Origin of the sequence: Herbaspirillum camelliae (assembly GCF_001929405.1) — a bacterium.
Lineage (GTDB): Bacteria > Pseudomonadota > Gammaproteobacteria > Burkholderiales > Burkholderiaceae_D > Herbaspirillum > Herbaspirillum seropedicae.
In genome coordinates this window covers 2,776,570-2,790,309 of record NZ_KV880769.1, presented here as the reverse complement: position 1 = coordinate 2,790,309, position 13,740 = coordinate 2,776,570, and the positions used below count along the sequence as shown (strand labels likewise).

General features: G+C 63.9%; 11 protein-coding genes. 5 read left to right on the top strand and 6 right to left on the bottom strand.

Annotation, left to right across the window (positions count from 1 at the left end):
- Window positions 1-23 precede the first annotated feature (23 nt).
- Window positions 24-503: a SixA phosphatase family protein gene (locus BGK68_RS12405; RefSeq protein ID WP_075257345.1), complete on the top strand. Its 480-nt coding sequence runs from the start codon at window positions 24-26 to the stop codon at window positions 501-503.
- Between the two features lie 156 nt (window positions 504-659).
- Here the strand turns inward: BGK68_RS12405 and BGK68_RS12400 are convergent, their stop codons facing one another.
- The 6 genes from BGK68_RS12400 to BGK68_RS12375 form a co-directional block, all read right to left on the bottom strand.
- Complete coding sequence (locus BGK68_RS12400; RefSeq protein WP_075257344.1) at window positions 660-2,423, bottom strand: methyl-accepting chemotaxis protein; 1,764 nt, start codon at window positions 2,421-2,423, stop codon at window positions 660-662.
- Window positions 2,424-2,767: 344 nt separating this feature from the next.
- A complete protein-coding gene (locus BGK68_RS12395; protein WP_075257343.1) occupies window positions 2,768-4,492 on the bottom strand; it encodes a methyl-accepting chemotaxis protein in 1,725 nt (574 codons plus the stop codon).
- Between the two features lie 528 nt (window positions 4,493-5,020).
- Entirely contained in the window at window positions 5,021-7,027 is a 2,007-nt protein-coding gene (locus BGK68_RS12390; protein WP_075257342.1) for a methyl-accepting chemotaxis protein, read from the bottom strand.
- Between the two features lie 375 nt (window positions 7,028-7,402).
- Complete coding sequence (locus BGK68_RS12385; protein WP_075257341.1) at window positions 7,403-8,452, bottom strand: glycosyltransferase family 4 protein; 1,050 nt, start codon at window positions 8,450-8,452, stop codon at window positions 7,403-7,405.
- A 70-nt stretch (window positions 8,453-8,522) separates the two neighbouring features.
- Window positions 8,523-9,413 (bottom strand): UDP-2,3-diacylglucosamine diphosphatase, encoded by an 891-nt coding sequence (locus BGK68_RS12380; RefSeq protein ID WP_075257340.1) that lies wholly within the window; start codon window positions 9,411-9,413, stop codon window positions 8,523-8,525.
- Complete coding sequence (locus BGK68_RS12375; RefSeq protein WP_075257339.1) at window positions 9,410-10,177, bottom strand: GNAT family N-acetyltransferase; 768 nt, start codon at window positions 10,175-10,177, stop codon at window positions 9,410-9,412. The genes BGK68_RS12380 and BGK68_RS12375 overlap by 4 nt, the downstream gene beginning before the upstream one ends.
- Window positions 10,178-10,385: 208 nt before the next feature.
- Between BGK68_RS12375 and BGK68_RS27460 the strand changes: the two genes are divergently transcribed.
- From BGK68_RS27460 to BGK68_RS28305, 4 genes are all read left to right on the top strand, one after another.
- Window positions 10,386-10,586 (top strand): hypothetical protein, encoded by a 201-nt coding sequence (locus tag BGK68_RS27460; RefSeq protein ID WP_143433031.1) that lies wholly within the window; start codon window positions 10,386-10,388, stop codon window positions 10,584-10,586.
- 75 nt (window positions 10,587-10,661) lie between these two features.
- Window positions 10,662-11,444 carry a 3-hydroxybutyrate dehydrogenase gene (locus BGK68_RS12370; protein WP_075257338.1) on the top strand — a complete coding sequence of 261 codons (783 nt, stop codon included), beginning with the start codon at window positions 10,662-10,664 and terminating at the stop codon, window positions 11,442-11,444.
- 172 nt (window positions 11,445-11,616) lie between these two features.
- Window positions 11,617-12,930 carry a trypsin-like serine peptidase gene (locus BGK68_RS28005; RefSeq protein ID WP_075257337.1) on the top strand — a complete coding sequence of 438 codons (1,314 nt, stop codon included), beginning with the start codon at window positions 11,617-11,619 and terminating at the stop codon, window positions 12,928-12,930.
- Window positions 12,812-13,729, top strand: coding sequence for a DNA/RNA non-specific endonuclease (locus BGK68_RS28305; RefSeq protein WP_233149450.1), 918 nt, complete (start codon window positions 12,812-12,814; stop codon window positions 13,727-13,729). Before BGK68_RS28005 ends, BGK68_RS28305 begins: the two co-directional genes overlap by 119 nt.
- The last annotated feature ends 11 nt before the right edge of the window (window positions 13,730-13,740 follow it).

Here is a 13,740-nt window from a genome sequence, read left to right as displayed (position 1 = left end):
GGCGGCTTACCTGAGGAGTTGAGATGGACCTGATTCTATGGCGGCATGCCGAGGCCGAACTGGGCGAACCTGACGAAGGGCGCGCCCTCACCCCCAAGGGACACAAGCACGCCGCCAAGATGGCGGAATGGCTGGACCGCAACCTGCCGGAAAGCTGTCGTATCCTGGTCAGCCCGGCCACCCGCACCTTGCAGACGGTGGAAGCCTTGAAGCGCAAGTACAAGGTGGTGGCCGACCTGGCCCCCAACATGAGCGCCGAGGATCTGCTGCGCGCGGCCAACTGGCCCGACAGCCGCGAGCCGGTGCTCATCGTCGGGCACCAGCCCACACTGGGCCTGGTCGCCTCGCAACTGATCGGCGGCCAGCCGCAGGAATGGTCGCTGCGCAAGGCCAATGTCTGGTGGATCGCCCAGCGTGATCGTGGTGACGTGACCACCAATTACCTCAAGGCCGTGATCGCGCCCGAACTGCTGGCCACCAGTGGCAAGCATCACCCGCGCTGAGCGAAAAGCAACTCCCCCACCCTATCGGTACAAACAAAAGCGCCGCGACTGGCATGGCTGGTCGCGGCGCTTTCCATTTTTAATTTTTTAATTTTTTATTTTTTTCCGGTCGGACTGATGTTCATCCGCCTCGAAAAACTCAGCAAAACCTGAAAGTCAGAAGGTTTCCCAATCTCCGCCATCACCGGCGGGAACGCCACGGACAGTCGGCTTGGCGGCGGGAGCAGCGGCAGTGGCGGGCAGCGCCGGGCGCTTCAATGCGGAAGCGGCCTTGGCCACTGGCATGGCGGGTGCTGCCGATGCCGGCTTCATCGCTGGCTTGGCGGCCGGCTTGACCGTCGCCCTGGACGAGGTGGCTGCCGGCTGCATCACTGCCTGGCCGCTGACACGGAAGATCGCCACTTCCTGCATCAGCGCCTGAGCCTGCTGCTCAAGCGACTTGGCAGCGGCACTGGCCTGCTCCACCAGCGCAGCGTTCTGCTGGGTGGCTTCATCCATCTGCGTCACTGCGTGCGAGACCTGGTCAATGCCAGCGCTCTGTTCGTTGGACGCGGCCGAGATCTCGCTCATGATGTCAGTCACGCGCTGCACTGCGTTGATGACGTCGCTCATGGTGTCGCCCGCCTGACCCACCAGCTCCGAGCCCGCCTGGACGCGGTCGACCGAGTGCATGATCAGTTCCTTGATTTCCTTGGCGGCGCTGGAAGAACGCTGCGCCAGCGCGCGCACTTCGGTGGCGACGACCGCAAAGCCGCGTCCCTGCTCGCCCGCGCGGGCGGCTTCCACCGCTGCGTTCAAGGCCAGGATGTTGGTCTGGAAAGCGATGCCATCGATGATGCTGACGATATCGGTGATCTTGGCCGAACTGGCGCGGATCTCTTCCATGGTCTGCACCACCCGACCGACCACGGCATTGCCATCGGCGGCAATGGTGGAGGCGTTCACTGCCAGCGTGGTGGCCTGGCGGGCATTGTCGGCGTTGTGCTTGACGGTGGTGGTCAGCTCTTCCATGCTCGACGCGGTCTCTTCCAGCGAGGCCGCCTGCTGCTCGGTGCGCGAGGACAGGTCCAGGTTGCCCGAGGCAATCTCGCGGGTGGCGATGGAAATGGCGTCGCTGCCGCTGCGCACTGCCTGCACGGTACGCGAGAGGCTTTCCTGCATCCGCTTGAGGCCTTCCAGCAATTGCCCCATCTCATTGCGGGAATGGACGTGGACCGACTCGGTCAAGTCACCAGCGGCAATGGCGTCGAAATGACGCAGGGCGCGCTGCATCGGTTCGCCGATGGCGCGGCGCAGTGACCACCAGCTGTAGAAGGCCAGCAGCAGACCGGCCACGATGGCGACAATGGAGAAGTTGCGCGAGGCCTCGTAGCGGGCCATTGAAGCGCCTGCACTCTGGGCCGCCTGCTCGGTCTCGTATTTGCTCAAGGCCTGGCCATCCAGTTGCATGGCGGTATAGATGGTGCCGACCTTGCGCGCCTGGTCGGCGATGGCCTGGCGGTCGCCCGCCTTGATCACCTCGGCAAAGCGGGTCAGTTCCTGTTCGGTCTTGTCGATGCCTTCGGAGACCTTCTTCACCATCACGCGCCCTTCTTCCGTCTGGGGCAGCGCGGTGTACTTGCCCCACCACTGCAGGGCTTCCTTGCGCGCGTTGGCATCCATGCCATACATGCGTTCGGCCCAGGCGGGATCATTGGTGAGGGCGGCCTGATCCAGCGAAGTCCGCTGTCGGCCGATCCAGATCAGCGTGTTGTCGGCCGCCACCGTCTTGGGCAGGCGCTCCTGGGACAGCTGGGCATTGATGCTGACGGCGGCCGACATGCCGAGCAGGCCCGAGGCGCCAATGGCCACCAGCAGGGCGGCGAGCACAAGGATGGCAATGGCGAGTTGCGCCTTGATCGATAGGTTCTTGATGGACATGGATGGATTCCGGTGGATGAAGAGGACGTGCCGTAGCGCTCTCCCAGGGCGCATGTCTTGGCGCACGCTCGTCATCCGGGGCCCTGTGTGCTGCCCAGCCCCCGACGCGATGCTCTTCCCCTGGCCGCGCAGACGGTCGCCCTTCCTCCCCTTTCCGGAACGATGCGACGCGCCTGCTGCAATTGGTATAGCTTAACGGCAACTTACGGATTATCTTAAATTCTCACCTTTTTTGCTTGCCGGCCGGCAAGATGACAAAACGCCACCGTCCTGGGGACGGTGGCGTTGCTTGCCGATCTCTGTCTCTGGCGAGCTGACGCTCACATCAACGCCAGCCTGCGCAATCAGAACTCTTCGAATTCATCATCCCGCGCCAGCGCCGCCGGCTTGCGCTTGGCCGGTGCGGCCGCAGGCAGGCTGGCCACCGGGCGGGCGGCGGCTACTGCCGCTGGCGCATTGACGGTACGCAGGGGAGCAGCAGGTGCCGGCATCGGCGAGGGTGCCGGAATGCTGCCCTGGGCTTGTGCGGTCTTGAGACGGAACACCGCCACTGCGCGGGCCAGCACATCGGCTTGCTCTTGCAGGCTCTCGGCGGCAGCGGCGGCCTGTTCGACCAGGGCGGCGTTCTGCTGGGTGATCTCGTCGATCTGGGTGATGGCGTGATTGACTTCGGCGATGCCGGCGCTCTGCTCCTGGCTGGCGGCGGTGATCTCGCCCATGATGTCGGCCACGTGCTTGACCGAGGTGACGATTTCGCTCATGGTCGCGCCGGCTTCATCGACCAGCTTGCCCCCGGCATCGACCTTCTCCACCGAATCACTGATGAGGCCCTTGATTTCCTTGGCGGCAGCCGCGCTGCGCTGGGCCAGCGCCCGCACTTCCGAGGCGACCACGGCAAAGCCGCGCCCTTGCTCGCCGGCGCGTGCCGCTTCCACCGCTGCGTTCAACGCCAGGATATTGGTCTGGAAGGCAATGCCATCGATCACGCCGATGATGTCGACGATCTTGCTGGAGCTTTCCTTGATCGAGCCCATGGTGGCGACCACATCGCCCACCACGCGTCCGCCCTTGGTGGCGTAGTCCGAGGCCGAGACCACCAGTTGATTGGCCTGGCGCGCATTCTCGGCGTTCTGCTGCACGGTGGAGGTGAGCTGCTCCATGGAGCTGGCGGTTTCTTCCAGGCTGGAGGCCTGCGATTCGGTGCGGTTGGACAGGTCCACGTTGCCGCGCGCGATCTCGTGCGAGGCCACGGCGATGACCGCGGCGCTCTCCTTGACCTCGTTGAGCGTGGCGGCCAGATTGGTCTGCATGGCTTCCAGGGCGTTGACCATGGTGGCGGCTTCATCACGGCCATGATCGTGGAACTCTTGGGTGAGGTCGCCGCGCGAAATCGTCTCGGCGATATTGCCGGCGCGCTTCAAGGGCCCGACGATGGAGCGCGTGATGACGAAGGTGAAGAAGAAACCCAGGCCCAGCGTGAGCACGCCCATGAGCAGCATGCCGATCTGCGCCTTGCGATAGCTGTCCTTGGCGTGGGCGTGGGCGTCCTTCATGTCATCCTGCTGGAACGCCGCCAGAGCGCCGACACTGGCCATCCACTTGTCATGGGCCGGCAGGAAATCACTCTTGAGCAATTGGGCGGCATCAAAGTAGTTGTTGCTGGCGATCTGCTGGCGAATCGTCTCGACGATAGGAAAGAGCCGTTTGCTCTCGCCGCTGGCAGCGTTGAGCAATTCCTTGCCACGTCCGGTGGGGGACAATTCGGTGATCTGCTTTTCAAAGCCGGCATAGGCTTGCAGGATCTTGGTCAGATGCGCATCCTCGGCCTTGCCCTCGGCGGCATCGGTGGGCGTGACCACCTTGCGCAGGGCCAGCGCCAGTTGGCTGCCGGCCTCGCGCATGTTCATGGCGGCCGTCATGGCGGCCACTTTCTCGTCGATCACATATTCGCTGGCCGCTTCCAGCTCGGCCATGCGCCACAGGCCGATGAGGAGGATGGCCGTGGCCAGCAGGAGGATGAGGCAAAAACCGAAGGCCAGGCGGCTGCCGATCTTCAAACGTTGGATCATGGGTGTGCTCTTCCGTATCGCTACGCGTCTGGTGTGTGTGCTTGTTGTGCCGGCTGGTCGTGCCGGCCGGTGCGTCTCTATTTGTTTCCCTGTGGCAGTGATTCAGCATGATTCATGCCCGCTGCGCCCCCGCGCCCCCGCGCACTCTCCGCAGTCGCGCAGCAAAGGCATGCACCCTGCACAGGATCCCCATCCGATGCGGGCCACAGGAGATTGTTCCGACTTGTTTATTGTTGTTCTGGCCCAGCCTGCCGGAGCACGATGCTTGCGGTCGTCTCCCTTGACGGCGCCGCAATCGGATGCTCAGCGCAAACGGGCGTGGCGCATATTAGAAGAGCGGAGCTTGGACGAGCCAATGCTTTGTGGGCATGCCCTCATGTTTGTTTTGCATACTTGAGAAAATGACCACGCCCCGTTTCGGGGCGTGTCGATGACCTGCCGCACCACCAGGGAAAACGCCCCTGTAGACAGGCCGTGGCGAGCGTCGCCAAGGTCGGGCCACACTCACCAGCGCGGTGCGTCAGGACATCAGGCTGCCGCCAGCCTCAGTGCAGCAGAGGTGGTGGCAACAGGCGGCAAGCCATCGGGTGCGACCCCGTCGGCTCCCTCGGTCTTGAAGACGCCAACCTCATCCCACAGCATCTCGGCCTGCTGCTGCAGGCTCTCGGCGGCAGCGGCGGCCTCTTCCACCAGGGCCGCATTCTGCTGGGTGATGGCTTCCATCTGGGTGATGGCGTCGTTGACCTGGCCGATGCCGGTGCTCTGCTCCTGGCTGGCCTGGGTGATCTCGCTCATGATGCCGGCCACCTGGCGGATCGAATTGACGATCTCGCCCATGGTCATGCCGGCCTCATCGACCAGGCGGCCACCGGCGTCGACCTTGTCCACCGAATCGCTGATGAGCTCCTTGATCTCCTTGGCCGCACTGGCGCTGCGCTGCGCCAGCGAGCGCACCTCCGAGGCGACCACGGCGAAACCGCGTCCCTGCTCGCCGGCACGAGCCGCTTCCACGGCGGCGTTCAGGGCCAGGATGTTGGTCTGGAAGGCGATGCCATCGATGACGCTGATGATATCGACGATACGCCGCGAACTGGTCTTGATCTCATCCATGGTCTGCACCACATTGCTGACCACCTCGCCGCCGCGTTCGGCCAGGCGCGAGGCCGAGCCTGCCAGCTGGTCGGCCTGCCGGGCGTTCTCGGCATTGTTCTGCACGGTCGAGGTCAGCTCTTCCATGGCGCTGGCGGTCTCTTCGAGGCTGGAGGCCTGCGATTCGGTACGGCGCGACAGATCGGCGTTGCCGGTGGCGATCTCGCGCGAGGCGTGCTGGATCACTTCGATACTGGTACGCACACGGCCCACGATCCCACCCAGGCTGGCCGTCATGGCGTTGAGCGAACCCAGCAGTTGGGCCGATTCGTCGCGGCCTTGGGCGGCGCTACGCGCGGTGAGGTCATAGTCGGCCACGCGGCCGGCCATGGAGACCGAGGCAAGGATGGGCTGGGTCACCGAGCGGGTGATCATCACGCCCAGCCAGGCCACCAGCAGGGCCAGCGCGAAGATGGCGCCCAGCACCGTGAGCTGTTCGCGGCGCAGGGCAGCGTTCTGGGCATCCAGCTGGCCGGCCAGCACTTCGGTGACTTCGCTGATGGCCTTGAACTGTTCATCGATGGCCAAGGTGAATTGCTTGAAGTAGGCGTCCGGCGGGAAGCTCAGCTCCTGCGGCAAGAGCACCTGTTCACGCGTGAGTTTCATGACCTCGTTGCCCAGGCGATCGGCCTTCTCGAAGGTGCTGCCCAGCTTGACGCCGATCTCGGCATTGGCGGCCACGCCCTTGGCGAAGGACTTGCGCGCCGAACTGAGACGCTCCTGCGCGCGTTCGAGCATGGCTACCAGTTCCAGCCGTTCTTCCAGCTTCAGTTCCTTCTTGAGCAAGAGGCTGGCGCCACGGGCGCGCGCCCGGCCCAGGTCTTCCGTCAGCGCTGGCATGGCGATGAAGGCGGCATTGATGAGCTGGGTGCTGTCGAAGTCGGGATCGATGGTGTAGTGGTAGTAGTCCAGCAGGCGCTCGTTGAGTTCGAACAGCGCCGCGATTGCCGCGCTATGGGCGGCGAAGCTCTCGGGCGGGGTGATCGAGCGGCTCGCCACGGCGTCGCGCACCTTGGTCCAGGCGGCCAGTTGATTCTTGAACAGCTCCGGGATGCGGGTATCGTCGCGCCCCACTTCTTCCAGCGCACCCGCCAGCGCCGCCAACGCCTGGTCGACCTCGGCAGCCTTGGCCTGACGCGGGCCGGCCATGTCGGCCGCGCCATTGAGCATGACGGCGGACATGCCGCGATGCTGCTGCATGAGCTGCACGCTACGCAGCAATCGGCGCACCGGTTCGACGCCGGCGATTTCCTGCTGCTTGAAGCGGATGATCCGTTCGGTGCTGTTGAAGTACAAGGTCGTCGGCACGCCGAACAACACCAGGCCCAATAGCCCCAGCAAGGCAAACTTTTGCCACAGTTTCAGATTGGCCAACAATTGCCCCATGATGATTCCCCCTTACGGTTGTTACTGTGTCTGCCGACGTTGACGGCAACGTCCCCCGGCGCGCAGTCACAACTATAGGTGTTGTGATCAGTGCTGCTTTTGAGGTTTAGCAAAATCCATTCCATTACGTCGCCACCGACCCGATGGCAGTGGCGACGGATGCGGATGATGCCATGGAGGCTTCTGGCCCAGCGGGGAAACTGGGGATGGTATGACCTCCGTCAGTAAAGGTCAGTAAAGCTCAGGCATTGCCGAGAAAGATGCGTGGAATCAGAAAAGGCCCGCCCGACAACGGGAAGGCCTTCATCGATACACTCATTGCAGAGCTGGCGTAAAACGAAACGCCAGCCGTAGCCGTATGCGTCTGGGCAGGTATCAGTGCGTCTCGCGCAACGGCTTGATGACGGTGGCCTTGTCGGCCAGTGGACGCTGCGCCAGATGCAGATGCTGCAGGAATTGCTGGGTGGCGGATTCCCACGAACGGCTGCGGGCATGGGCATGGACGGCCTGACGGTCCAGTGTCAGCGCCTGCAGGCAAGCCTGGCGCAGATCGTGCCGCAGGATGCCCGAGACGCCGTTGTCGACCACGTCGATCGGCCCTTCCACCGGATAGGCCGCCACCGGCACACCGCAGGCCATGGCCTCCAGCAGCACCAGGCCGAAGGTATCGGTCTTGCTGGGGAAGACGAACACGTCGGCGCAGTTGTAGTAGGCCGGCAGTTCATCCTGCCCCTTGGCGCCGAGGAAGCGCACCTCCGGATAACGCTGGGTCAGCTCTTCCAGTTGCGGGCCGTCGCCGACGACCCACTTGGTGCCGGGCAGGTCCAGCTTGAGGAAGGCTTCGATGTTCTTTTCCACCGCCACCCGTCCCACGTAGAGGAACAGCGGCCGGTCGATGCAGGCGTGGTCTTCCACGGCCGGGCGGAAATGCGTGGTATCCACACCGCGCCCCCACAGCACGACCTTGTTGAAGCCCTGCTCTTCCAGCGCTGTCTTCATCGCCGGCGTCGGCACCATGATGGCTTCGGAGCGGCCATGGAACCAGCGCAGCAGCCGGTAGGTCAGCGCCTTGGGCAAGAGCTTGCGCGCGGCCAGGTATTCCGGGAAGCGGGTGTGATAGGCGGTGGTGAAGCTGAGCTTGCGGCGCAGGCAATAGCGCCGCGCCGCCAGTCCCATGGGGCCTTCGGTGGCAATGTGGATGCAGTCGGGCTGGAAGCTCTCCAGCGCCGACGCGATGCGCGCATAGGGCTGGTAGGCCAGCCGGATTTCCGGATAGGTCGGGCAGGCAAAGGTGCGGAAGTCACGTGGCGACAGCAGCAACACTTCGTGCCCCAGCGCACGCAGGCAGCGCACTGTGGAGCGCAGCGTGTTGACCACGCCGTTGACTTGCGGTTCGCCCGCGTCGCTGATGATGGCAATGCGCATAAATAATTTAAACGATATAGAACATAAAACGGTTGCACCGCCGGCCGGGCCTGACCCGGCCTGACCGCGTTCAGGCCGTGGCCAGTTCGCGGGCGGCCATGCGGGCTTCCTTGCCGGCGCGCTTGAGTTGCATGATTTCCTGCCACGAGACCAGCCGCAGTTCACCGCTGGGCTCTTCCACCAGGGCCGACAGGCTCTCGACCCAGTCGCCGTCGTTGCAGTAGGTGACGCCGCCGATGTCGCGGATTTCAGCCTTGTGGATGTGACCGCAGATGACGCCGTCCAGGCCCTTCTTGCGCGCCTCATCGGCCAGCGCATCCTCGAAGGAGCTGATGTAGTTCACCGCGTTCTTGACCTTGGACTTCAGGTACTGCGACAGCGACCAGTAAGGCAGGCCGGCACGGGCGCGCCAGCTGTTGAACCACTGGTTGAACTTCAGGATCATGGTGTAGAGCGTGTCGCCGACATAGGCCAGCCACTTGGCGCAGGCGATCACCCCATCGAAGCGGTCGCCGTGCAGCACCAGCATGCGCTTGCCTTCGGCGGTGACGTGCACCAGCTCGTCGCGGATCTTGATGCCACCGAAGTCGAGGTCGATGAACTGGCGGATCACTTCATCGTGGTTACCGGGCACGAAGATGACGTTGGTGCCCTTCTTGGCCTTCTTCAACACGGTCTGCACCACGTTGTTGTGGGACTGGTCCCAGTACCAGCGACGCTTCAACTGCCAGCCGTCGATGATGTCGCCCACCAGGTAGAGCGTGTCGGATTCGGTGGCGCGCAGGAATTCGAGCAGGCGCTCGGCCTGGCAGCCGGTGGTGCCCAGGTGGATATCGGAAATCCAGATGGTGCGAAAGCGCAGCGGATCGCGCTTGCCTTCCTCGTCACCGGCATCTTGGTCGGGGCCCAGGTCGGCGAACAGCCCCTGGGCTTTTTCCATGAACTGTTCGCGTGGCTTCATGCGGTCCTCGAATCCTTGAGGTAGTGGCGGGCATAGCGGCTGTCGAGCTTGGAGAGCGGCAGCAGCAGGAAGAAGTCGGCCGAGTGGAAATCAGGATCCCAGGCCGGTTCGCCGCACACCCAGGCACCGCTGCGCAGGTAGCCGCGCAACAGCGGCGGGATCTGCGGTTCGACGCCGGTCTGGCGGTCTTCCAGCGGGAAGGGCAAGAGCGGCGCGACGCGGTAGTCGGGCGGCGCCATGTTCTTTTCGCGGAAGGCGTGGTACAGCGCGGCGGCGTTGTGGCCGCCATCGGCCAGGCTCACGCTGGCGCAGCCCATCAGGTATTCGCAGCGCTCCTTGCGCATGTAGGCAGCGATGCCTGCCCACAGCATCATGATCACGCCGCCGCTGCGGTAGTCGGGGTGGATGCAGGCGCGACCGGCTTCGGCGATGACGCCGCGGATGTTGTCCAGGCGCGAGAGATCGAATTCCTGTTCCGAGTAGAACTTGCCCATGCGGCGCGCGCCGTGCGGGCTCAACACGCGATAGGTGCCGACCACCGAGAGGGTCTTGCTGTCGCGTACGATCAGGTGGTCGCAGTAGTCGTCGAACTCATCCTTGTCCAGGCCTTCCGGGTTGGCCAGCGCCGACAGGTTCATCGCTTCGATGAAGACCTTGTAGCGCAGGCGCTGCACTTCGCGCACTTCTTCCGGGGTGCTCGCGAGGCTCAAGCTCAGCTTGGAAAAACTCGGGTTGGCATCGGCAGGAATGGTAAGCAGTCTCATGCATGGTCCTTTATGGTGGTTTAGTGAAGGAGCCGGCCGGTTGATCTCAGGCGCGGCCAGGAAACGCTACCCCGGACTTTGCCAACCTGCCTTGCACTCTCCTTCAAAACTGGGCCGCCCCCGAAACAAATCGAGACCTTGCTCGCCGGAACGCGGGAAACGGCCATGTCCCCGTATAACGCTGCACAGACTAACCATTGAATGTTTCATGAACATGACCTTTACCGTCACTTTGGCGACGCAGCAACAACCAGCGCCCCAGCGTTACAATGGCGTGACAAAGCCACGCCTGGAGACACTCCATCAGGAGATGGGCGTTGCACGAGTACAGGAAAGCGGGGCCAGCGCCCCGAGGAATCTTTCGATGAAGGTTTCATCGAAACCATGGATCGATGGCCGCCATCGTTGACCGGACGCAAGATGCGCTGGAATCGGTGGCGGCTATGCTTTGCAATGTCCGTCAAACGAAACATAAAGGAAGATCATGCTACTCAAGGATAAAGTCGCTCTCATCACCGGTTCGGCCAGCGGCATCGGCAAGGAAATCGCCGTCGAGTACGCCCGCCAGGGCGCCAAGGTCGTCATCGCCGACCTGGCCCTGGAAGCAGCCAAGGCCACCGCCGAGGAAATCGTCAAGGAAGGCGGCACGGCCATGGCCGTGGCCATGAACGTCACCGACGAAACCCAGGTCGACAAGGGTGTGGCCGATGCGGTCAACACCTATGGCGGCCTGGACATCATGATCAGCAATGCCGGCATCCAGATCATCAGCCCGGTGGCCGAGCTGACGCTGGAGAACTGGCGCAAGATGCTGGCGATCCACCTGGACGGCGCCTTCCTGACCACCCGCGCGGCCATGAAGGCCATGATCAAGCAGGGCCGCGGCGGCTCCATCATCTACATGGGCTCGGTCCACTCGCACCTGGCCTCGCCGCTGAAGGCGCCCTATGTCACCGCCAAGCATGGCTTGCTGGGCCTGGCCAAGACGGTGGCCAAGGAAGGCGCCAAGGACAAGATCCGCACCAATGTCATCTGCCCCGGCTTCGTGCGCACCCCGCTGGTGGAAAAGCAGATTCCCGAGCAGGCCAAGGAATTCGGCATCAGCGAAGAAGACGTGATCAAGAAGATCATGTTGAAGGACACCGTCGATGGTGAATTCACCACCACCCAGGACGTAGCCCAGACCGCCGTCTTCCTGGCGGCCTTCCCGACCAATGCACTGACCGGCCAGTCGGTGGTGGTCAGCCACGGCTGGCATATGCAGTAAGCCGCGCCCTGTAGCAGCACAACCGCAAAAGCCGCCCCGGTGCAGACCGGGGCGGCTTTTTTGTGCTCTCACGTGCTCTTACATTTGGCGACAAATTGACGGCTTCACGTCATGCCGATGTCATATGAAGGGCATAAGGTCATCCCGCCCCAAGCCGGAATCTGGAGACGAAATGGATGAGCGAGCCCTGAAGGATTTCCACGCCTGCGTAGCCGACACGGCCAGCCAGCGCCAGCGTGTGCGCGAGCTGGTCGCCTGCGGCCAGTGGCGCGCTGCCGAACCTGACAGCGAACGCGCCCGCGCCTATGCCCTGCGGCAACGCAATCTGGGCGCGCGCGGCGGCCCCGAGTCCATCATCGGCGATACCGAGGATTTCCTGCGGGCCAGCTTCCTGGCGCAAGGCGCGGCGGTGGCGCGCGCCGTGGCCTATGTCGAAGTCAGCAGCGACCAGGTCAATGAGGTCGCGACCGGCTTCATGGTCAGTCCCCGCCTGTTCCTGACCAACCAGCACGTGATCGCCGACCTCGCTGCAGCGCGAGGCACGCGCGTGAGCTTCCTGCGCGAACTGGACGAGCGCGGCGTGCCGCGCGCGACCACCAGCTTCCTGCTGGCGCCAGAGCGCCTGGCCCTGTTTTCCGGGAGTGACCAGCTCGACTATGCCCTCATCGCCCTGGGAGAGCGCCAGTCGGGACAGGCCACCACCGACATGCTCGGTTTCTGCCCCTTGTCGGACCAGCCCGACAAGCATGTCATCGGCATGAACGCCAACATCATCCAGCACCCCGGCGGCTGGCTGAAGATGATCAGCATCCGCAACAACACCGTGACCGCCCGCACCGAGCACACGCTGCTCTATGAAACCGATACCGAACAGGGTTCTTCCGGCTCACCGGTCTTCAATGACGACTGGCAGCTGGTCGCCCTGCATCACTGGGGCGAGCCCTATCGCGACGCCGCCTCGGCGCAGGACACGCCACGCAAGGTCAACGAAGGCATACGCATCAGCGCCATCTACCGCGACCTGCTGCAACGTCTGCCGGAATTGCCCGAGGCAGCCCGGCCACTGCTGCAGGAAGCCCTCAGCTATCAGACTGCTGCCGCGCCAGCCACCGCTGTGGCCGCACCAGCCGCGACTATTCCCGACACAGGAGAGGAGATCAGCATGAGCACAGGAAATGACAGCGGCATGAATGCCCGCATCAGTGACAGCCCCCAGGCCGCCACATTGACGATACCGCTGGAAATCACAGTAAGGGTGGCCGGCACAGCAGTGGCCCCGACACCGGCAGCGCCGTCCGCCCTCGCCTCCACGGAACCGCAGGCACGTCGTCTCTCCCCGCCCCACGCATGCCCAGGAAGCCTTGCGCATCGATCCGGACTACAGCAACCGCAGCGGCTACGATCCTGCCTTCATTGCCGGCGTGCAGTTGCCGCTGCCTCAACCAAGCGGTACGCTGGCCGCGCAGATCGTCCCCCTGCTGGCTGATGATGCCGCCCGCGGCGACGGCGAACTGAAGTACGAGCACTTCAGCATCAAGCTGCTCAAGCCGCGCCGCATGGCCGCCTTTACCGCCACCAATATCGATGGTGCGCGCTATCTGGAGGTCGATCGCGGCAGTGGCCACGTCAATACCGCCGAAGGCGACGCCTGGTTCCGCGATCCGCGCGTGCCCGCCGGCGCGGTGCTGGAACAGGATTTCTATGGCGCCTGGTCGAACTACTTCGATCGCGGTCACCTGACGCGCCGTTCCGATCCCAGCTGGGGCTCGCCAGAGGAGGCCGAACGCGCCAATGCCGATACCTTCCATTTCACCAACTGCTCGCCCCAGCATTTCCGCTTCAACCAGAGCGCGGTCTACTGGCAGGGGCTGGAACGCTATGTCCTGGAAAACGGCGTACTGGCCAGCAGCGCCAAGGGCCGGCTGTGCGTCTTCCAGGGACCGGTGTTCAATGACCAGGTCGACCTGTGGGCCGACGAGGTGCAGATCCCCTCTTCCTTCTTCAAGATCGTGGCCTGGAAGGGCAAGCAGGGGCTCAGGGCGGTCGCTCTGGTGGCGGATCAATCGGCGCTGCTGTCGGAGAGCCGGCACAGCCTGGGTGCGCCCCAGGCCTTGCCTTCGGTGGATGTGAACCATTGGCGCGTGGCCGTCACCGAGGTGGAGCGGATGACCGGGCTGGACTTCGGCAAGCTGGTGCGCGAGGCCGATACCATCGCCGGCGGCCAACAGCCCCAGGTGGGCGAGGCGCGCCAGCGGATCACCAGCTTCGACCAGATCAGGCTGTAGAACTCGGCTAT

Excerpts from the sequence above, each read along its gene's own strand:
- BGK68_RS28005 (WP_075257337.1), top strand. The coding sequence starts at position 11,617 with ATGGATGAGCGAGCCCTGAAGGATTTCCACGCCTGCGTAGCCGACACG.
- BGK68_RS12390 (WP_075257342.1), bottom strand. The coding sequence starts at position 7,027 with ATGGGGCAATTGTTGGCCAATCTGAAACTGTGGCAAAAGTTTGCCTTG.
- BGK68_RS12395 (WP_075257343.1), bottom strand. The coding sequence starts at position 4,492 with ATGATCCAACGTTTGAAGATCGGCAGCCGCCTGGCCTTCGGTTTTTGC.
- BGK68_RS12400 (WP_075257344.1), bottom strand. The coding sequence starts at position 2,423 with ATGTCCATCAAGAACCTATCGATCAAGGCGCAACTCGCCATTGCCATC.
- BGK68_RS12380 (WP_075257340.1), bottom strand. The coding sequence starts at position 9,413 with ATGAAGCCACGCGAACAGTTCATGGAAAAAGCCCAGGGGCTGTTCGCC.
- BGK68_RS12385 (WP_075257341.1), bottom strand. The coding sequence starts at position 8,452 with ATGCGCATTGCCATCATCAGCGACGCGGGCGAACCGCAAGTCAACGGC.
- BGK68_RS12370 (WP_075257338.1), top strand. The coding sequence starts at position 10,662 with ATGCTACTCAAGGATAAAGTCGCTCTCATCACCGGTTCGGCCAGCGGC.
- BGK68_RS27460 (WP_143433031.1), top strand. The coding sequence starts at position 10,386 with ATGAACATGACCTTTACCGTCACTTTGGCGACGCAGCAACAACCAGCG.
- BGK68_RS12375 (WP_075257339.1), bottom strand. The coding sequence starts at position 10,177 with ATGAGACTGCTTACCATTCCTGCCGATGCCAACCCGAGTTTTTCCAAG.
- BGK68_RS12405 (WP_075257345.1), top strand. The coding sequence starts at position 24 with ATGGACCTGATTCTATGGCGGCATGCCGAGGCCGAACTGGGCGAACCT.